Annotated in this window: 20 protein-coding genes; all 20 read right to left on the bottom strand. The window is 74.5% G+C overall.

Annotated features, from left to right (window positions below):
• Positions 1-368: 368 nt before the first annotated feature.
• Complete coding sequence (locus Acit_RS12225) at positions 369-1,088, bottom strand: DivIVA domain-containing protein (protein ID WP_248109332.1); 720 nt, start codon at positions 1,086-1,088, stop codon at positions 369-371.
• A 63-nt stretch (positions 1,089-1,151) separates the two neighbouring features.
• Complete coding sequence (locus Acit_RS12230; protein ID WP_248109333.1) at positions 1,152-1,406, bottom strand: YggT family protein; 255 nt, start codon at positions 1,404-1,406, stop codon at positions 1,152-1,154.
• A 69-nt stretch (positions 1,407-1,475) separates the two neighbouring features.
• Positions 1,476-2,000, bottom strand: a complete 525-nt coding sequence (locus Acit_RS12235) for a cell division protein SepF (protein WP_248109334.1) — start codon at positions 1,998-2,000, stop codon at positions 1,476-1,478.
• 18 nt (positions 2,001-2,018) lie between these two features.
• A complete protein-coding gene (locus Acit_RS12240; RefSeq protein ID WP_248109335.1) occupies positions 2,019-2,747 on the bottom strand; it encodes a type III PLP-dependent enzyme domain-containing protein in 729 nt (242 codons plus the stop codon).
• Entirely contained in the window at positions 2,744-3,463 is a 720-nt protein-coding gene (locus Acit_RS12245) for a laccase domain-containing protein (RefSeq protein WP_248109336.1), read from the bottom strand. Before Acit_RS12245 ends, Acit_RS12240 begins: the two co-directional genes overlap by 4 nt.
• 12 nt (positions 3,464-3,475) lie before the next feature.
• Complete coding sequence (gene ftsZ, locus Acit_RS12250; RefSeq protein WP_248109337.1) at positions 3,476-4,606, bottom strand: cell division protein FtsZ; 1,131 nt, start codon at positions 4,604-4,606, stop codon at positions 3,476-3,478.
• 172 nt (positions 4,607-4,778) lie between these two features.
• Positions 4,779-5,771, bottom strand: a complete 993-nt coding sequence (gene murB / locus Acit_RS12255) for a UDP-N-acetylmuramate dehydrogenase (RefSeq protein WP_248109338.1) — start codon at positions 5,769-5,771, stop codon at positions 4,779-4,781.
• Positions 5,768-7,156 carry a UDP-N-acetylmuramate--L-alanine ligase gene (gene murC, locus Acit_RS12260; protein WP_248109339.1) on the bottom strand — a complete coding sequence of 463 codons (1,389 nt, stop codon included), beginning with the start codon at positions 7,154-7,156 and terminating at the stop codon, positions 5,768-5,770. The genes murB and murC overlap by 4 nt, the downstream gene beginning before the upstream one ends.
• A complete protein-coding gene (locus Acit_RS12265; RefSeq protein ID WP_248109340.1) occupies positions 7,153-8,328 on the bottom strand; it encodes a UDP-N-acetylglucosamine--N-acetylmuramyl-(pentapeptide) pyrophosphoryl-undecaprenol N-acetylglucosamine transferase in 1,176 nt (391 codons plus the stop codon). The genes murC and Acit_RS12265 overlap by 4 nt, the downstream gene beginning before the upstream one ends.
• On the bottom strand, positions 8,325-9,620 hold the full coding sequence (ftsW, locus tag Acit_RS12270; protein WP_248109341.1) for a putative lipid II flippase FtsW: 1,296 nt from the start codon (positions 9,618-9,620) through the stop codon (positions 8,325-8,327). Before ftsW ends, Acit_RS12265 begins: the two co-directional genes overlap by 4 nt.
• Positions 9,621-9,691: 71 nt before the next feature.
• Entirely contained in the window at positions 9,692-10,729 is a 1,038-nt protein-coding gene (mraY, locus tag Acit_RS12275) for a phospho-N-acetylmuramoyl-pentapeptide-transferase (RefSeq protein WP_248109342.1), read from the bottom strand.
• Positions 10,717-12,156 (bottom strand): UDP-N-acetylmuramoyl-L-alanyl-D-glutamate--2,6-diaminopimelate ligase, encoded by a 1,440-nt coding sequence (locus tag Acit_RS12280; protein WP_248109351.1) that lies wholly within the window; start codon positions 12,154-12,156, stop codon positions 10,717-10,719. Before Acit_RS12280 ends, mraY begins: the two co-directional genes overlap by 13 nt.
• Before the next feature lie 116 nt (positions 12,157-12,272).
• Positions 12,273-13,898 carry a peptidoglycan D,D-transpeptidase FtsI family protein gene (locus Acit_RS12285; protein ID WP_248109343.1) on the bottom strand — a complete coding sequence of 542 codons (1,626 nt, stop codon included), beginning with the start codon at positions 13,896-13,898 and terminating at the stop codon, positions 12,273-12,275.
• A 65-nt stretch (positions 13,899-13,963) separates the two neighbouring features.
• Positions 13,964-14,263 (bottom strand): hypothetical protein, encoded by a 300-nt coding sequence (locus tag Acit_RS12290; RefSeq protein ID WP_248109344.1) that lies wholly within the window; start codon positions 14,261-14,263, stop codon positions 13,964-13,966.
• 80 nt (positions 14,264-14,343) lie between these two features.
• Entirely contained in the window at positions 14,344-15,360 is a 1,017-nt protein-coding gene (rsmH, locus tag Acit_RS12295) for a 16S rRNA (cytosine(1402)-N(4))-methyltransferase RsmH (protein ID WP_282436923.1), read from the bottom strand.
• Positions 15,361-15,524: 164 nt separating this feature from the next.
• Positions 15,525-15,947: a division/cell wall cluster transcriptional repressor MraZ gene (locus tag Acit_RS12300; RefSeq protein WP_248109346.1), complete on the bottom strand. Its 423-nt coding sequence runs from the start codon at positions 15,945-15,947 to the stop codon at positions 15,525-15,527.
• Between the two features lie 272 nt (positions 15,948-16,219).
• The gene (locus tag Acit_RS12305) at positions 16,220-17,050 is read right to left on the bottom strand and encodes a hypothetical protein (protein ID WP_248109347.1); all 831 of its coding nucleotides are present in this window, start codon (positions 17,048-17,050) and stop codon (positions 16,220-16,222) included.
• Positions 17,047-17,580, bottom strand: coding sequence for an HNH endonuclease (locus Acit_RS12310; RefSeq protein WP_248109348.1), 534 nt, complete (start codon positions 17,578-17,580; stop codon positions 17,047-17,049). Before Acit_RS12310 ends, Acit_RS12305 begins: the two co-directional genes overlap by 4 nt.
• A 31-nt stretch (positions 17,581-17,611) precedes the next feature.
• Entirely contained in the window at positions 17,612-17,899 is a 288-nt protein-coding gene (locus Acit_RS12315) for a hypothetical protein (RefSeq protein ID WP_248109349.1), read from the bottom strand.
• Complete coding sequence (locus tag Acit_RS12320; RefSeq protein ID WP_248109350.1) at positions 17,896-18,921, bottom strand: ROK family protein; 1,026 nt, start codon at positions 18,919-18,921, stop codon at positions 17,896-17,898. Before Acit_RS12320 ends, Acit_RS12315 begins: the two co-directional genes overlap by 4 nt.
• Positions 18,922-19,052: the final 131 nt, after the last annotated feature.

The following is a 19,052-nucleotide window of genomic DNA, read 5'->3' on the forward strand; positions in this document are numbered from 1 at the left end:
CGTGCCCGACGACACCCCAGCCGCCTTCGCCGAAACCTTCGAACCAGCGCCAGCCGACACCCCCGAAGCCGCCGCCCGACGGGTCGTCCCCGCCTTCGCTGCGGCCGCGCTCCGCAGGACAGCAGCAGCCCGAGTGCTGGTCGAGGTCGACCGAGACGCCCGGGCAGCCCCCCGCTTCCCCTCGCTGGCCTGGCTGCCCGTTGCGGCCTTCTTGCTCGGACTCATGACCCCTCCACCGCCAAGGACGCGTGGCCTCCTCCCGTCGGACCGCCGGACCCACGGCACGGAGCCGCCGGACGATAGCCCTGCCGGGGACAGCCTGCAAGGGTCGAGGCTCGGGACGCCGGCGCCCGCCCCGACGGGCAGGGTTAGCGTCCGCCGGGCAGAGCGCTCGGCGCCGGCGACGGACTCAGGCGAGTGGTCGGGGCCGTCGTGACGGCCGCAGGGCCCTCCGAGGTCCGGCCAGCCTCGGCTGGACCGAGGGCAGGAGGACGATTCGAGGCGAGCTTGCCCTCGGCAATGGCCAGGAGATCGTTGGCGACGCTGCGGAGCTTGTTCCGCTCGTCATCGACCTGGCGCCCCAGCCGCTCGAGCTCCGAGGCCAGGCGTTCACGGGTGTGCTGGAGGCGCCCGACTTCGTCGCGCAGCGCCCGCTCGGACGCCTCCTTGGCCTGCCGGGCCTCAGCCTCGGCATTCGCCACGATGGCCGCCGCCCGCTCCTTCGCCTCGCTCAGCATGGCCTCGGCCTCGGCCTTCGCCTCGCGCTGGGCCTGATCGACGAAGCGTTGCGCCATCTCGAGGGTCCGGCGCAACGCGTCGTCGGTGTCGGCTGGTGCCCCCGGCGGGATCTCGGCGGGACCGGGCTGGTCGCTCCGCTGCGCTTCCAAAGCAGCGATCCGCTCCGAGGCTTGCCGGAGCCGCTCCTGGGTCGTCCGGAGCTGGTCCCGCAGGGCGTCGACCTCGACGGCCACCCGTTCGAGGTAGTCGTCGACGTCGTCGATGTGGTAGCCCCGCAAGGTCTGCCGGAACTCGACGGTCCGGAGGCTGTCGAGGCTGGAGAACTCCCCGGTCTGCTCGGACGGGCCCATGCGGCGATGGTAGCGGCCGACGCCTCCTGTGGGGGGGATCCCTGGTGGGGACCGGCCCGGTGCTCAGATGATGCGGGCGATGACTTCCAAGAGGATGACGACGACGATCATCGAGAGATCGATCCCGGTGCCCCCGATCTGCAACGGCGGCAGGACCCGCCGGACCGGCGCCAGGACGGGCTCGGTGGCTGCCACCAGGCCCCGCTGGAGCTGGGCGAGGGGTGAGTCGCCGTGAATGGGGAACCAGCTGAGCACCGCCCGGAGCAGCAGGACGACGACGTAGGCCTCGATGAGCCAGATCAGGATGGTGACGACCACGCTATGACGCTAGGGGACGCTGGGAGCGCCGCCAAGTCGCCCCGCCGCAGGAGCACGGGACAGGCCTGCTCAGGACCCGACCGCGCTGGCTTCGGCGGCCTGCTGCCGCTCCCGCTCCTCCCCCGACACCTTCACGTTGGCTGGGGTGACCAGGAACACCCGATCCGCGACCCGATCCATCTTCCCGCCGATGGCGTAGGTCACGCCGCTGCAGAAGTCGATCATGCGCCGCATGAGCTCCCGGTCGGCGACCTGCAGGTTGACGATGACCGGCTGGCCCGCGACCAAGCGGTCGGCGATCTGGCGGGCGTCGCCGAACTCCGTGGGGGCCGAGACGTGGACCCGGGTGGTCGGCGGTTCGGCCGACAGGGGCCGGACGACGGCTGGACGGGCCGCCGGCGGCTCGTCGCGGACCAAGGGTCGGATGGTGCCACCGCCCGATCCCCGACTCCCCGACGCGACGACCGGCTCGGTGCGAGGACCTTGGACCGGGGCGACCCGGGGCGGCTCGAGGTCCTCGTAGTCCTCGTCGTCGTACTCGTCGTCCTCGGCCAAACCGAGATACGCCATGGTCCGCTTGAAGAATCCCGGCATTGTGCGCCCTCCTCGCCGTCAGGTTAGCCCCGGGGCGCGCCCAGGGGGTGGATCATCGACGGGAGCCGCAACAGGCCGGGGCCCGAGCACGGCTCGGCCGATCCGCACGATGGTGGCCCCCTTGGCAACGGCCAGCTCGAAGTCCTCCGACATCCCCATGGAGACCTCCTCGAGGTCAGCCGCCCTGGCCAGTGCCGCTGCCTCCTCGAAGATCGCCGCCGTCCGCTCGGGGTCGCCAGCCACCCCGAGGGTCATGACGCCGACGGGCCGGACCCCGGCCCGAGACAGGCGGGGCAGCAGGCTCGGCAGGGCCTGGGCCGACACGCCGCGGCGACCGGGGCGCCGGCTGAGTTCGAGCTGCACGAGGACCCGCCGACCCGGCGCCTGGCTGGCGATGGCTTCGGCCTCCTCCACCCGGGTGAGCCCATGGAAGAGATCGACCACGGGTGCGAGCTGCTTGGCCGGCCGGCGGTGGAGCGCCCCGAGGTGGTGCCAGCGCAGCCCGTCAGCCGCAGCGCCGAGGGCTGCCCGTTTGGCCAGCAACTCGCGGGCGTAGTTCTCGCCGACGTCGAGCACCCCGGCCCCCTGGACCGCCAAGACAGCCTCGGGTCCGAACCCCTTCGTGACCACCACCAGGCGGACGGATCGGCCCGGGGCCAGGTCGGCCAGCTTCGCCCGTAGGGCCTCGATCCGGGCCCGGACCAGGTCGGACGGCGGGCCGACCGGTTCGGCACCCGGGCGGGTCACGCCACGCGGGGCGTCCAACCCCGCCAGACCACGGTGGCCTGCCGGGCGGAGTCGGCCCGGCACCGGTGGGAGAAGAACCGCCCGTCGCAGCCGGTGCAGGGCACCGGACCCGGCGCGAGCTCCACCCCGGCGGCTCGGGCCGTCGCCGCCACCGCCGCGGGGAGGTCGAGGGCGAGCTGGCCCGATCGGGTCCGGGACCGACCGACCCCGCCGCTCGCCGCTTCCACCGTCTGAAGGTCCGCCTCGGAGAAGGCGTAGCAGCAGGGCCCGATGGCCGGCCCCAGCGCCCCGCTCACCGGCCCGGGGTCGAGGGCGGCGAGGGCCGCCACCGCGGCCTGGACAACGCCGGCCACGAGCCCTCGCCAGCCGACGTGGACCACGGCGACCGCCTGGCCAGCAGCGGCCAGCGCCAGGGGAACGCAGTCCGCCGTGACCACCGCCGCCAGGCTGCCCGGACCGGGCAGGACCACGGCGTCGCCCTCCTCCAGCACCTCGGTGCGTCTCGGATCGGCCACCACGACTCGGGCCCCGTGGACCTGCCGGAGTCGCCACAGGGGCCACGGCGGCAGCAGGCCGGCAGCGACCAGCGGGGCGAGCACGCGATCGACCGCTCCCCCATTCGCTCCGCCGCGCCCGAGGCCAGCGTGGTCCCCCTCACTGGCCTCGGTCGTCAGCATCCAGGCGCCGGCCGCCGGCAGGGCACGGACCAGGGCCACGGGGCCGCGGGCTCAGCGCAGGAAGGAGGGGATGTCCAGTTCGTCCTCGCCCAGGTCCATCGGGTCTCGGCCGTTCTCCTCGACCGGCTCGTCGAAGATGTCCGTCGGGGCGGGCCGCCGGCGCCGGGCGTCGAGCACGGTGGCTTCGTCGCTCGAGACGCTCGGGCCTGCCACCGCCGGCCGGGACGCCGTCGCCTCGTCGAAGCCGGCGGCGATGACCGTGACCCGCACGGCGTCGCCGAGGGCCTCGTCGATGACCGTGCCGAAGATGATGTTGGCGTCGGGGTCGGCCACGTCGTGGATGATCTCCATGGCCTCGTTCACCTCGAAGAGCCGCAGTTCCGGGCCACCGGCGATGTTGACGAGGACGCCCCGGGCCCCGTCGATCCGGGCCTCGAGCAGGGGGCTCGTGGTGGCCTGGCGGGCGGCGCTCAGGGCGCGCTCCTCGCCCGTGGCCTGCCCGATCCCCATGATGGCGCTGCCGGCGTCGGCCAGGACCATACGGACGTCGGCGAAGTCCGTGTTGATCTGGCCGGGCACGGTGATGAGGTCCGTGATGCCCTGGACGCCCTGCAAGAGCACCTCGTCGGCCATCTTGAAGGCGTTCACCATGGAGGTCTTCTCCGTGGCCACGCTCAGGAGGCGGTCGTTGGGGATGACGATGACCGCGTCGACCTGCTCCTTGAGCCGCTGGATGCCGGCCTCGGCTTGCATGGCCCGGCGTCGGCCCTCGAAGGAGAACGGCCGGGTCACCACGGCGATGGTCAGCGCCCCGAGCGACCGGGCGATCTCGGCCACGACCGGCGAGGCGCCGGTCCCCGTGCCTCCGCCCTTGCCGGCGGTGATGAACACCATGTCGGCCCCTTTCAGGGCCTCCTCGATCTCCTCCCGGTGTTCCTCCGCCGCTTGCCGCCCCACCTCGGGGTCACTGCCCGCACCCAGTCCCCGAGTCAGTTGCCGTCCGATGTCGAGCTTGAGGTCGGCGTCGCTCATGAGCAGGGCCTGGGCGTCGGTGTTCATGGCGATGAACTCCACGCCCTTCAACCCGGCCTCGATCATGCGGTTGACGGCGTTCACCCCGCCGCCTCCCACGCCCACCACCTTGATGACGGCGAAGTAATTGGCCTGCCCTGGTCCGCTCATCGACGCTCCTCGTCCACCACCAGGTCGCCCCGCTGCCCCCTCCCCACTGGACCACGACGCGACCCAACGCCTCCACCTGGATTCCCGGCTCGTCCGATGCGGTGGGCCCAGGGCCCACGCCCGGCGTGGCATCGGCGGGAGTGCCTCACGATACGGCCGGCTCCAGGAGGGGTCAAGCGCTCCTGAGGGCCTCGACGACCGGCAGGGGCTGGTCCGAGAATCCGACCAGGCGGAGCTCCAAGCGGAGCTCGACCCCCAGCCGACGGGCCACGGTCGCCTGGACGTGGTCGATCACCCGGCGGACGTCCTCGGCCCTGCCCCCCGGGTCGGCCTGGACGAAGTTCGCGTGCTTCGCCGAGACCGCGGCGCTGCCCTGGCGCCAGCCCTTGAGGCCGGCTTCCTCGACGAGGCGACCCGCGGCGTCCCCCGGAGGGTTGGCGAAGACCGAACCGGCGTTGGCGCCTCCTGGCTGGTTGGCCCGTCGCCAGCGCACGATCTCGGCGATGCGGGCCTTGGCCGTCTCCGGGTCCTCGACCTGGGCCTGGAGCTCGGCGGCCACCACCGCGTGCTCGGGGCCAAGCCGGCTGCTGCGGTAACCGTGGCCGAGACGGCCTGGGTCCCAGCGCTCCAGGGTGCCCCGGGCCAGGTCGGCCACCCAGGCGGCCACCAGGCAGCTGGCCGTGTCCGCCCCGTGCCCGCCGGCGTTCATCCGGACCGCCCCGCCGACCGACCCTGGGATGCCGACCGCCCAGGCCACACTGCCCAGGCCCGAGGCGGCAGCCCGGCGGGCCAGGATCGGCAGGGGATAGCCGGCGTCGGCCCGCACCAGGACCGAGCAGCCCGGTTCCAAGCCCTCGGGCGTCGGCATCGTCAACGTTGCCGCCCCGGGATCGAAGAAGAGGACCAGCCCGGGGAACCCGGCGTCGGCGACCAGCAGGTTCGATCCCTGGCCCAGGCAGAGCAGGGGAACCGGCCCCTCAGCCGCCTGGAGGGCCTCGTGGACCAGGTCGAGGTCGGCCCCGCTGGCCACCCGCAGCAGGCCCCGAGCCGGGCCCCCGACCCGATAGGTGGTCCGAGCCCCGAGCGGGGCGTCCCGCTCGAGCCGGCCCGGCGCCAGCCGGTCCAAGGCGGCCAGGGTCCGCGCCAGGGGCTCCTCGCAGTTCATGGGAGCGCCTGGAGCTCGTCGGCCAGCTGGGTGACGTCACCGGCCCCGAGGCTCAAGCACAGGTCCCCGGGGGCCAGCAGGCCGGCCACCTCCCGGGCCAGGGCCGGCCGCTCCGGGACATAGTGGACCACCGCGCCCCGGCGAGCGGCGGCGTCGGCCACCAGCTGGCCGTTGACCCCGGGCACCGGCCGCTCGCCGGCCGCGTAGACGTCGGTGACCACCACCAGGTCGGCACCGCTCAAGGCGGCGCCGAGCTGCTCGGCCTGCAAGGCGGTCCGGGAGTAGCGGTGGGGCTGGAAGACGGCGACCAGGCGCCCCGGGTGAACCTGTCTGGCGGTGGCCAAGGCGGCCTCGATCTCGGCGGGCAGGTGGCCGTAGTCGTCGACCAACCGCACCCCCCGCCAGGTCCCCCGGGCCTCGAAGCGGCGGGCCACCCCGGCGAAGCGGCGCAGCGCGCGGCCGATGGCCTCCGGCTCGGCCCCCGCCGCCCGGGCGGCGACCGCCGCCAGGGCGGCGTTCGTCAGGTTGTGGGCACCGGGCACGGCCAAGACGGTGGCCAGGGTCGTGCCATCGGGCCAGGCCACCCGGAGACGGCCCGGCCCCGGCGGCTCGACCACGGCCTCGACCACGATCGCGGCTCGGCCCGCACCCCCGACCGTGAGGAGCCGAGGCGGGGCCTCGCCGGTCGCGGCGAACTGGTCGACGAGCCGGGCCACGCCGGGGTCCTCGGCCCAGAGGACCGCTTGGCCGGCTCGCTCGACGAAGGCGGCGAAGGCCGCGTGCAGGGCCTCCTCGGTGCCGTAATGGTCCAGGTGGTCCAGATCCACCGAGGTCACCACCCCGATGGCCGGGTCGAGGGCCAGGAACGTGCCGTCGCTCTCGTCGGCCTCGACCACGAGCCACTCGCCCTCGTCCCACACCGCGTTCGTGCCTACCTCGTTGAGGTCCCCGCCGATGAGGAACGAGGGCCGCAGGCCGGCCTCGACGAGGGCCAGGGCCGCCATCGAGGTGGTGGTGGTCTTGCCGTGGGTGCCGGTCACGGCCAGGACCCGCCGCAAGCGACAGATGGCGGCCAGGAGCTCGGCCCGATCCAGCACCGGGACCCCCTTGACGCGCGCCGCTTGGATCTCGGGGTTCTGGTCGGGGACGGCCGTGGAGCGGGCCAGGAGCTCGGCCTCACCGAGGTTGCTCGGGTCGTGGCCGATCATGACCTGCACGCCGGCGGCCTGGAGCCGCTGGGTGCTGGCCGACTCCTTCAGGTCGCTCCCGGTCACCTGGTGCCCCATGGCGGCGAGGACCACGGCGTAGGCGCTCATCCCCGCACCCCCGACCCCGACGAGGTGGATCCGGCGGGGCCGGGAGAGATCGAGGACCTCGGCGCTCATGACCGCCTCCCTGCGGCGCTCCCTCGGGGGCGAGCGTGGGCCTCGACCAGGGCCAGGACCGCTAGGGTCCCGTCGGGCCGCCCGAGGGCGCGCGCCGCCCGGGCCATGGCCAGTCGCTTTTCGGGCTGGTCCAGCAGGGCGCTGACCACCTCGGCCAGGCGTGCTGCGCTGGCCTCGTCGTCAGCGACCACCTCGGCCGCCCCGGCCCGGGAGAGCAGCTCGGCGTTGTGCCGCTGGTGGTCACCGGGAGCCCCCGGCAGGGGGACCAGGACGGCCGGCACCCCGACCACGGCCAGCTCGGCCACCGTCATGGCACCTGCCCTGGCCACCACCAGGTCGGCTGCCTGGTAGAGGTCGGCCATGTGCTCCTCGAAGGGTACGGCCTTGTAGGACAGGCCGTCGGGCGGCAGCGAGGGTGCCGCTTCGGCCACCCAAGGCCAGTCCCGCCGACCCACGACGTGGTAGAGGGTCAGGTCCGAACGGCTGGCCCAGGCGGTCGCCAGACCGAGGGCGGCTTCGTTCAGCCGGCGGGCCCCGAGGGAACCGCCCACGACGCAGACCGTCCGCCGTGCCGGGGGCAGCCCGAGGCGCTCGCGGGCCGCCGCCGAGGGACCCGCCGGCCCGCGACCCCCGACGGCCGCCACTTCCCGGCGGATCGGCGGGCCGGTGAGCACGGCTCGGGGCAGACCGCTGTCGGGCCAGGCCGCCGCCGTGGCGGCGGCGAATCGAGCCAGGAAGCGGTTGGCGAGCCCGGGCACCGCGTCGACGTCGACCACGACCAGGGGCACCCCGAGGAGCCGTCCGGCCAGGGCGACCGGCACGCTCGCGTAGCCCCCCACACCGACGACCACGGCGGGTCGCCGGCGGGCCACCAGCCCGAGGGCCTGGACGCCGGCCAGGGCCAGTTGGCCGAGCGCCCCGAGGTTGTCCACCAAGGCACCTGGACTGAAGGCTCGGCGGACCCCCCGCCCGGGCAGGCTCGAGACCGGCAGGGCCCCGGCCATGCCCTCGGTGGCTGCCAAGCCTCGCCGGCTGACGACGAGCTCGACGCTCCCGGCCCCGTGCTGCTCCTCGAGGGCCTCGGCGAGCGCGATGGCCGGCGCCAAGTGACCGCCGGTGCCGCCCCCAGCCAGGAGGGCGAACCGCTGCGCCCCCGCCCTGCGGGTCCTCATCGGCCGGCTGCCTCCCGGACCGGCCAGCGAACGGGTCGGGCAGCTCGGCGATTCGTGCCCCGCCCGTGAGCCCCTGCCGAGCCGGTCCGGCCTCGCCGGGGCCGGCGCTGGTGGGCCTCGGCGGCCCTGGCCACGCTGGCCAGCATGCCGACCCCGGCCATGACGACCACCGTGGAGGAGCCCCCGAAGGAGATGAAGGGGAGCGGGATGCCGGTGACCGGCAACAGACCGACCACGGCTCCCATGTTGATCAGGGCCTCGACGCTGATCCAGCAGGTCACGGCGAGCGCCAGGACGGCACCGAAGCGGTCGGGGGCCCGTCCGGCGATCCGCAGGCCCACGACGGCCAGGCCGACGAAGAGGACGCTGACCACCAGCACCCCGACGACGCCAGTGTCCTGGCCGAGCACCGAGAAGATGAAGTCGGTGTGAGGGTTGGGCAGCAGGCCCCACTGGACCTGGCCGTTGCCCAGCCCGAGGCCGAAGGGCCCACCGGAGCTGATACCGACCAGGGACTGCACGACCTGGTAGCCGGTGGTCTCCCGGTGGGCCAAGGGGTCGACGAAGGACAGCAAGCGGGCCCGTCGGTAGGGCTCGGCCAAGGCGGCAGCCCCCGTCAGCAGGACCCCGGCGAGCCCGGCGGCCGCCAGGACCTTTCCGGGCACACCGACCGCCAGGAGCACCGCGAAGGCGATGGCGGCCAGGACGATGGCCGTGCCGAGGTCGGGTTGCAGGAGGACCAAGAAGGCGGCGGCGGCGGTGACCGCCAGGAGGGGCAGGGCCAGCGCCCGGGGCTCCTCGGCCCGGTGCGCCCGCCGGGCGGCCAGGTCAGCGGCGAAGACGCAAAGGGCCAGCTTCATGAGCTCCGAGGGCTGGACCCGCAGCTGCCCGAAGCCCAGCCAACGGGTCGAACCGGCCACGTGGTCGCCGATCCCGGGAACCAGGACCAGGACCAGGAGAGCCAGGCCCCCGAGGAGGATGGGTGTTCGCCAGCGACGCCAAGCCGGGTAGGGCACGGCGGCGCAGACCACCAGGGCCAGGACCCCCAGGCCGACCCAGATCACCTGGCGGAGGAAGATCGACCAGACCGAGCCGTAGTCGACCAGGGAGGTGTAGGCCGACGCAGCGAGCACCAGGACCAGGCCGATGGCGCTCAGCGCGCCGACGAGGACCAGGAGGACGGTGCGGTCCGAGCGGCCGCGTCGCGGTGCCGATCCGCGGACCAGCCGGAGCTGGGGACGGCCACCGTGCGGTGCGGGACGTCGTAGGGAAGCGCTCGGGCCGTTGGCCATCTCCTCAGCCTCGCAGAGCCCGAGGCGCCGGCGGTGGACCGGCTGGGGGACCGATCGGGAAGCTCGGGCCGTCACCGGATGCCGGTTGCCGAGAGGAAGCCGGCGTAGAAGAGGCCCAGACCCAAGGCGGCGAAAAGGCCAGCGAGGATCCAGAACCGCACGATGACCGTGGTCTCGGGCCAGCCCTTGAGCTCGAAGTGGTGGTGGAGGGGAGCCATCCGCAGGATCCGTCGACCAAAGACCCGGTAGGCCACCACCTGGGCCACGACCGACAAGGTGACGATGACGAAGAGCCCGCCGATGACCACCAGGAGCAGCTGGACGTTCATGAGCAGCCCGAGGGCCCCGAGTCCGGCACCGAGGGCCAAGGACCCCGTGTCGCCCATGAAGATCCGGGCCGGCGCGGCGTTCCACCAGAGGAAACCGAGGGAGGCCCCGGCGAGACCGACGGCGACCAGGGCCAGGTCGAGGGGCGTCCATCCCGTGGTCCGGTAGATCGTGGGGTGACGGAACTGCCAGTAGCCGATGACCGCCAGGACCGCGAAACCGAACGTCGCGGACCCCGAGGCCAGCCCGTCGAGGCCGTCCGTGAGGTTCACGGCGTTGGCCGCCCCGACCACGATGACCACGGCCCACAGCAGCCAGCCCAGCGATCCCAGGGGCGTGCCGGGCAGGTCGACGCGGGTGAAGCTCAAGACGGTCGGGACGCGCGCCCAGTGCTCGGCGGCGAGGGCGAACCCCACGGCCACCGCGAGCTGCGCGCCGAACTTCGCCCGCTTGTTCAGTCCGAGGCTGCGCCGGTGACGGACCTTTATCCAGTCGTCGACCAGGCCGATTCCCCCGGCCGCCACCGTGGTCGCCACCACGAGGATCCCGGCGCGGCTGAAGCCCACGTCGTCGAGGTGGGCCACCAGGTAGCCAGCCAGCACTCCGGCCAAGATGGCCAGGCCGCCCATGGTCGGCGTGCCGGCCTTGGCCAGGTGGCGTTTGGGACCGTCCTCCCGGATCTGCTGCCCGATGCGGCGCTGGGCCAGCCAGCCGATGAGACCCGAGGTGGCCGCGAGCGCCACGATGAGGGCGACCCCGCCCGAGAGCATCAGGCTGACCACGGCACCCCCTGGTCACGGAGGCGCCCCAGCGCGACCCGGAGCTCTTGACGGTCGTCGAAGGGTTCCTGGCGGTCCCCGTGGTCCAGGGCCGTCTCGTGACCTTTGCCGGCCACCAGGACGACGTCTCCGGGGGCCGCCAGGGTCACCGCCAGCTCGATGGCCCGCCGACGGTCCAGCTCGACCCGGATCTCGGCGGGCTCCCCGTCGGTCCCTTCGAGCACGGCCCGAGCGATGGCCCACGGGTCCTCTCCTCGGGTGTTGTCCGAGGTCAGGACCACCACGTCGGCCTGACTGGCCGCCACCTGCCCCATCTGGGGCCGCTTGCCCTCGTCCCGACCCCCGCCAGCGCCGAAGACGCAGAGCACCCGGCCGGCACCGGCCAGGGACCGACAGCTCGCCAGGGCCGCGCCCAGCGCGTCCGGGGTGTGGGCGTAGTCGACCACCCCGGTGAAGGGGGCCTCGGGCGGGGCCAGGACCACCTCGAAGCGGCCAGGCACGCCGGGCAGGGACACCAGCCCTGCGGCGACCGCCTCCGGGTCGGCCCCCAGGGCCATCGCTGCGGCGAGCGCCAAACAGACGTTGGCGAGCTGGAATCGGCCCGGCAACGCCACCCGCCAGGTGCGGGCCCGCCAGCGGAAGTGCAGGCTCGAGGCGGAGCACGAGAGCACCTCGGCCTCCTGGGGGTCGACCGGGACGAGGGGGACCCCCGCTGCCCTGACCAAGGCGGCCAGCCGGGCCCCGGCGGGATCGGCGACGTTCACCACCGCCAGCTCGCACCGCTCGACCAGGAACAGCCGGGCCTTGGCCTCGAAGTACCGGGCCTGGGTGCCGTGGTAGTCGAGGTGGTCCCGACCCAGGTTGGTGAAGACGCCGGCGGCGAAACGGGTGCCGGCGACCCGCTGTTGGGCCAGGGCGTGGGAGGAGACCTCCACGGCCACTGCCCGGCAGCCATCCTGGCGGGCCTGGGCCAGCTGGCGCTGGAGATCGGGCGCCTCGGGGGTCGTCCGGGCTCCCGAGAGGGTCCCGATCGCCCGGCACGGCCATCCCGCTGCCCCAAGGGCCGCTGCCACCAGCGCGGTGACCGAGGTCTTGCCGTTCGTGCCCGTCACCCCGATCACCGCCAGGTGCCGGCTGGGATCGCCATGGACCCGCCGGGCCGCCAGGGCGGTGACCGCCCTGGCGCTGCCGCGCCGGACCACGGCCAGGGGCACCCCGAGGTCGAGGAGGCGTTCGGCCACCACCCCCACCGCTCCCCTGGCCACGGCCTGGGCCGCGTACCGGTGCCCGTCGTCGTGGGTGCCGGGCACGCACACGAAGAGCGATCCGGGCGTCACGGCGCGGTGGTCGATGGCCAGGTCCTGAACGTCGACGCGGTCCAGGTCCCCGACCGTGGCCGTCAGCGGCACGCCGGCGAGCACGTGGTCCATCCGCACTGCAGCCCTTCCTCTACCTTCGATGCTCGCCCCGGCACGGCCATGACTCGGCGGATGGTAGCGGCCCTCACGGTCTGCGGCAGGAGGGGGCTGGGAAGCCCGGACTCCCCTCATCCCCCACTCGCGACCTCCTGGGGGGTCGGTGGCAGGGGCTGGCCGCCCCCGGTCGGCGCGATGCCGTAGTGCGGGAGGGCGTAGCGCATGATCTCCGAGAAGACCGGGGCGCTGACCGAGCCGCCGTAGATGGGATGGGGCCGGGTCATGACCACCACGGCGGCCAAGGCCGGATCCTGGGCCGGGGCGAAGCCAGCGAAGGTCCCCCAGTAGGCCCCCGGGGTGTACCCCCCGGTCTTCGGGTCGGGAATCTGCGAGGTCCCGGTCTTGCCGGCCACCGTGTAGCCGGGCACCGCCGCCGCCGGGGCCGTCCCGACCGGCGTGGCCACCGACTCCATCATCTGCACCAGCTCGGCATCGGCGCTCGCCGCGATCACCCGGTGGCCGGGCTGCCGTGCCAGGGGATGGAACTGCCCGCTCGGACTCACCGTTGCGGCCACCAGGCGGGGTGGGACGGCCACCCCACCGTTCGCCACGGTGGAGAACAGGTCGAGGATCTGCTGCGCCGTCACCCCCGTGTCCTGACCGATGGGCGTCGAGCCGATGGCCGTGGGCGACCAGCTGCTCACGGGCTTCACGAGGCCGGGCGAGGCGCCGGGGAACCCCAGACCCGTGGGGTGCCCGAAACCCAGGGCACTGATCTGGGCGGCCAGGCGGTCCACCCCGAGGCGCTCGGCGATGAGGATGGTGCCCATGTTCGAGGACTGGGCCAGGATCTGGCTGGCCGTCATGGGCTCGGCGGGGTGGGACCAGGCGTCGTGGAAGATGGCCCCGTCGATGGGCAGCACGCTGGGGACCTGGATGACGCTGTCGGGCGTGATGATCCCGTCTTGGAGCGCGGCCGAGAAGGTGACCAGCTTGAACACCGAACCGGGCTCGTAGACCTGCGTCAGGGCCAGGTTCTCCGGGGCGGGCGTCACCGCCCCAGTGGTCGGGTCCCGCACCACGCTGGCCATGGCCAGGATGGCGCCGGTGCGGGGGTCCTCGACGATGGCGATGCCGTTTTGCGCCTGCGCTTTGGCGACACCGGCAGCGAGGTCCTGCTCGACCACCCACTGGAGGCCAGCGTCGATGGTCAGCGGGATGACCACGCCCGAGGGGGCCACCGCCTGGTCCTCCAGGCCGGCCCGGCCAGCCAGGATCCGTTGGTATTCCTCTTCCAGACCGGAGACGCCGACCCCGGCGGCGTTCACCCCGCCGAGCAGGGGGGCCGCGAGGTCCCCGTTGGGTGCCACCAGGTGTTCCCGGGGCGTCAGCGTCACCCCGGGGAGGTCCAGGGCCAAGACCTTGCTGGCGTCAGCGGCCGGGAGGTCCTGGGTCAGGACCAGGTAGCCGCTGCGAACCGAGAGCTCCTGGGTCAAGGTGGCCGGAGGCTCGCCCAGCAGCGGCGCCAGCTCCCCTGCCGCCCGGGCCGGGTCGGGCAGGAGCTCGGGGTCGGCGACGACCTCGTCGACCGGCACCGACAGCACCAGCGGCTGGCCCTGTCGATCGTAGATGGCCCCTCGGGGGGCCGGGAGGACCTCCTGCACGACGGTCTCCTCTTGCCCGAGGGTCCGATAGGGCTGACCGGCCGACCCCTGGAGCTGGACCACCCGGAGGGTCACGACGAGAAACCCCGCCACCGTGAGGAGTCGGACCAGACGCAAGCGCCGCAGACCGACCGGGACCCTCCGGCGGCCCGGTCGCCTCACGGGGCCCCGCCGGCGGCGCCAGTCCGGGCGCTGGCGGCGCCGGCCGTCGTCCCGAGGCCGGCGAGGTGGGCCGGGGTCTCCAGTTCCGCCAGCTGCAGCTCCAGGCGAGCCTCGGTCAGCTGCTCGGCCCGCAGTTCTTGCTGCAGGCGGGTCAAGCGGACACTCCCGGCCGTCAACTCGGCGCCGGCCGCGGCCACGGCCAGCGGCCCGGCCAGGGCCACGAGCACCGCGGCCGCCAGGATCAGCCGCCGCCGGCGGCGCGCCGCCAGGGTCCGGGCCCGGCGCCGACCGGTCAAGGACGTCGGGTGCCCAGTGCGAGGTCGAGCAGCCGGTGTCGGCCGCACAGGACGACGGGCCGGGGCGGGGGCCAGGGCCGTCATCGCCGTCCTCCCTCCGATTGCTCCGCGGCCAGTCGCTCGCAGGCCCGCAGACGAGCGCTTCGGGCCCGCGGATTGCTCGCCGCCTCCTCGGGTCGGGGCAGGCGAGCCCCCCGCCAGAGCAGCCGAACCAGGGGCACCGCGCCACACACACAGGGCAAGCCGCTCGGGCACCGGCAGCCCCCGGTGGCGGCCTCCTGGAACACCGCCTTCACCAGCCGGTCCTCGCCCGAGTGGTAGCTCAGCACCACGCAGCGCCCCCCAGGAGCCAGCCGTGCAAGGGCTGCGGGCAGGGCCCGCCCGAGCGCGCCCAGCTCGTCGTTCACGGCCATGCGCAGGGCCTGGAAGACCCGCCGGGCGGGGTGGCCGCGCCGGCGGGCGCCGGCGGGGACGGCCCGCTCCACCACCGCGGCCAGCTCGGCGGTGGAGTGGAGGGGCCGGGCGGCCACGACGGCCCGAGCCAGGCGACCGGCCAAGCGGGTCTCGCCGCTCTCGGCGAAGATCGCAGCCAAGCGCTCGGGGGGCCATTCGTTGACCAGTTCGGCAGCCGTGGGCCCGGGACGGCCGGGGTCCATGCGCATGTCCAGCGGTCCTGCCAGGCGGTACGAGAAGCCCCGTTCGGCCCGGTCCAGCTGGGGTGAACTCACCCCCAGGTCGAAGCACCAGGCCACGACCTCCTCGGTGCCCACGGCGTCCTCGAGGGCCGAGCGGTCGTCGAAGCGGGCCTGGAGCAGCCGGACCCGGGGGCCGAAGGGGGCCAGGGTGGCCCGCGCCGCGGCGAGGGCGTCGGGGTCCTGGTCGAGACCGACCACCGACAGGTCCGGCCGGGCAGCAAGGAGAGCCGCCGCATGGCCGCCTCCGCCGACCGTGGCATCGACCACCAACCCCGGGGGCACCTCCCGGAGCACCTCGAGGACCTCCCTGAGCATCACCGGCCGGTGCTCGAAGGCAGCAGCAGCCCGAGCCGGCCCCAGGTGCCCTGGCTCCTCGGCCCTTCGTCTGCCTCCCTGGTCCATCTGCAGCCCCTCGACCGACTGGTCGCCAGACGGGCGAGTCCGGCGACGCTCGGGCGGCATCGTTGCGGAGGAGGAGAAGTCCACCACGCCAGCCGAGGGGCTGCAGAGGGACCAGGGCGCCTGGTGCGTCGTCGCCGAGGCGGCAAGCAGGGACCGTGACGCGCTCACCACCACTCCCCGCCCTCGGCCAAGCGGGCCTCGGCCGGCGCCACCCGCGCCCGCCAGCGCTCGGGGTCCCAGAGCTCGACCCGGTCGATGGCCCCGTGCACCAGGACCTCCACGCCCAGTCCGGCGAAGGTCCGCAGGTAGGAGGGCAGCGAGATGCGCCCCTGACGGTCCGGGACCACGTCGGCCGAGCTGGCCGCCCAGAGCCGCACCAGGTCCCGTTCGGCAGGTCCTTGCCCCGCTCGGGCCGCCATGGCCTCCATCTGCTGCTCGAACTCCTCGGGAGCCCACAGCGCCAGGCAGCCGCCACCGCCCTGGGTCAGGTACCCGCCTCGCTCGAAGGCCCCCCGGAACTTCGCCGGCAAGGTCAGCCGACCTTTCTCGTCGAGGGTGTGCTCGAAGCGTCCGAAGAACCGGGCCATCGGAACCCGTCACCGCTCCCACGTCCCGGGAGCCCGACCGGTCCGGTGCCGCCACCTGCGCTCCTGCTCCCCCCATCGACGCCCCAGATCTCCCTTTTGCCCCACTTCGCCCCACTCTAAGCCTCCCTGCCCCACCGGTCAACGACCAGCGCCCCACCCCAGCCGCAGCGACCAGCAATGACGCGCGTCTCGTGAAAGCAGGACTACGAAGAGGAGCGGACTGGGGTCCGTGGTGAACAGCCAGGGCGGCTGCGCAGCGCGGTCCGAGGGCTTCAGCACGCGGCCAGGGCGGCCGCGACGGCGTGGGCGACCGTGAGCGCCGGCAGCGGACCGAGGGCGAGGCCGAGGTCCCCGAGACCCACGGCCCGCCTGCCCAGGACGTCCAGCTGGTCCGCCACCTCGGGCCCGGGCAGCCCCGGCAGCTCGCGCACCACCCCTGCCAGCCCCGTCCTCAGCGCCGAGACGACCCGTACGGGCTGCCAGCACCAGGGGGCCATGCTCTGGAGTCGGACCCCTTGGGCGCTGCGGCGCTGACTGATGCCGACGACCTTGCGGCCACCGAACGGCCCCTGGGCGACCAGCACCTCGCCCGGACCCCGACCGGCGAAGCAGACCACTCGGCCGAGGGCGTCGGCCTCTGCCCGACCGTCGTGGACCAGGAGGGGGGGACCGCCCAGACGGTCCAGGGCCTCGGCCCAGGCAGCACCGAGCGGGAGGGCCGTTGCCAGGACGTCGGCGGACCACAGCGGGTCCCCCGTCGGGAGCCAGACCTCCACCCAGACCTGTCCGCCGGGCTCGACCAGCACGGCGCCACCCCCACTGGGTCGAAGGACCAGATCGGGGCCCTCGGGCGCCGGGACCGGCTGGGTCGTCGGCCCGCTCCCCGGGCCCGGCCCGAGGGTGGTCCTCCCGGTGCCGGCCAGGAAGCTGGCCGCCACGACCAGGGCCGAGCGGCTGACCTCGCAGATCGCCAGGGTCCGCCTGGTCCGGCGCTCGGGCGCTGGCCACGGCCCGTGCAGCCACCCCGCCGGGCCCCGGCGTACCTCGACCAGCCAGCTGGCGGCCTCGGACGGCGGGACGGGTTCCCCCGACCGCCAGCTCACGCTGGCTGCTGCTCGGCCAGGTAGGGAGCCCAATCGGCCCGTTGACCGGCCAGGGCCAGGATCCAGACCCGGTGCCGGGGGGCGGTCGGGGGCCGGCGGAGCTCGAGCCCAGCCTCGTGGGGCAGGCGGTCCTCCTTGCGGCTGTTGCAGCGCCGGCAGCAGGCCACGACGTTGTCCCAACTGTGGCTGCCCCCCCGGCTCCGGGGCACGACGTGGTCGATGCTCTCGGCCGGCCCGCCGCAGTACTGGCAGCGGTGTCCGTCCCGAGCGAAGACCGTCCGGCGGTTCACGGCCACCGTCCGGTCCCGGGGGACCGCGACGTAGACCGCCAGGCGGACCACCGAGGGCTCAGGAAGTTCGAGCCGTTCGGAGCGGAAGGACCGCCCGGTGCTCGCCAGGAGCTCGGCCTTCTGCCCCAGGACCAGGAGCAGCGCCCTGCGGGTCGAGACCACCCCGAGGGGTTCGAAGGTGGCGTTCAGCACCAGGGCTCGGCTGGCCGCGCCAACGCCCGAGCCTGGCCTGTGATGCATCGACCCCAGGATATCGGGGTCCTGGTCGCCCTCACCGGCGAACCCACCGCCCGAAACGCCCGAGCCAGTCGACGTAGCCGGCGAGCTCCTCCCGGGTGGGCAGGTGGTCGGTCCGGCCGTAGACCACCTGGGAGCGCCAAGCCCACAGGGTCGGGTCGGGCCGGGGCAAGAACGGGGGCCGACGCCACCATCCCGGCCGGGCCAGCCGGGCGAGCCGGGGCAGGGCCCACCAGGCGGCCGGGCGGGTCACCACGGCCATGACCGCGGCCCGCGCCAGTCCCCGAGGTGGCCGAGCCGAGCCCGGCGAGTCGACGCTCACTGCGGCGGCCGGGCGGTCGGCCCGCCCCGAGCAGACGACTCGCCCTGGTCGCTGGGGTCCTGACCGTCAGAGCCGGCGCGTCGCTCGAGGACTGGGGGCGGCTCCTCGACGCCGAGGAGGCCCCGCCACCCCACGGCACCGGCGCCGGCCAGCGGGGCGTCGGGCCCTTGGGCGACCGGCACGATCCTCGCGGCGCGGGCGTAGCCGATCGGCGCATGACGGGCGAGAGCGGCGTTGGCAGCCTCGAAGAAGGCACTGCCGTAACCGAGGGCGACCGACCCGCCGACCACGGCCAGCGAGAGGTCCAGGAGGACCACGGCGCTGGCCACGGCTTGGCCGACCAGTGCCCCGGCGCGCCGGCGGACCGCCGGGGAAGCCTCGGCGGGAGGGCGACCGGTCCAGGCGGCGATCGCCAGGCCCGAGGTCTCGGCCTCCACGCAGCCTCGGTTCCCGCAGGCACAGGGCCGACCGTCGGGCACGACCACCAGGTGGCCCAGATGGCCGGCGTTGCCGCTGGCGCCGTCGAGGAGCCGACCGTCGACCACCAGGCCGGCACCGATCCCCGAGGAGACCACCATGCCGAGCAGGTTCCGGTAGCCCCGCCCGGCTCCCCACCACCACTCCCCGAGGACCAGGGCTTTGGCGTCGTTGTCCACGAAGGTCGCCAAGCCGGTCCGCTCGGCGAGCAGGGGTCCGATGGGCAGGTCCCGCCAGCCCGGGATGTGCAGCGGGGAGATCCGGCGCTCGGCGTCCATCGGACCGCCGGAGCCCACGCCGCAGGCGAGCACCGTCAGGCCCTCGGTCCGGGCAACCCGGCAGACCTGGTCGACGGCACCGAAGAGGGCCCGGAGGCCCGGCTCGGGGTCCCCGGCCGGACCGTGCGGCGTGGGCACCCGCTCGGCAGCCCGGACCGCACCAGACCCCGAGACGAGCCCGACCGCGAGCTTGGTGGCGCCGATGTCCACCGCCAGGCACCAGCGGTCGGCTGCCGCGGGCCAGGACTCGACCGCTTGCCGGTGCACCGGGACGTTCCCTCGGCTCGGGCCCGACGCCCAGGTCAGCTCGACCGGGGACCGCCAGCCTCGGGGTGCTGGCTGACCGTCGGTCGCTGCTCCCCCGGCGAGCGGCGCAGGGCCCCGAGCGCGCCGAGGGC

Source organism: Aciditerrimonas ferrireducens (assembly GCF_023130475.1).
GTDB lineage: Bacteria > Actinomycetota > Acidimicrobiia > Acidimicrobiales > UBA8190 > Aciditerrimonas > Aciditerrimonas ferrireducens.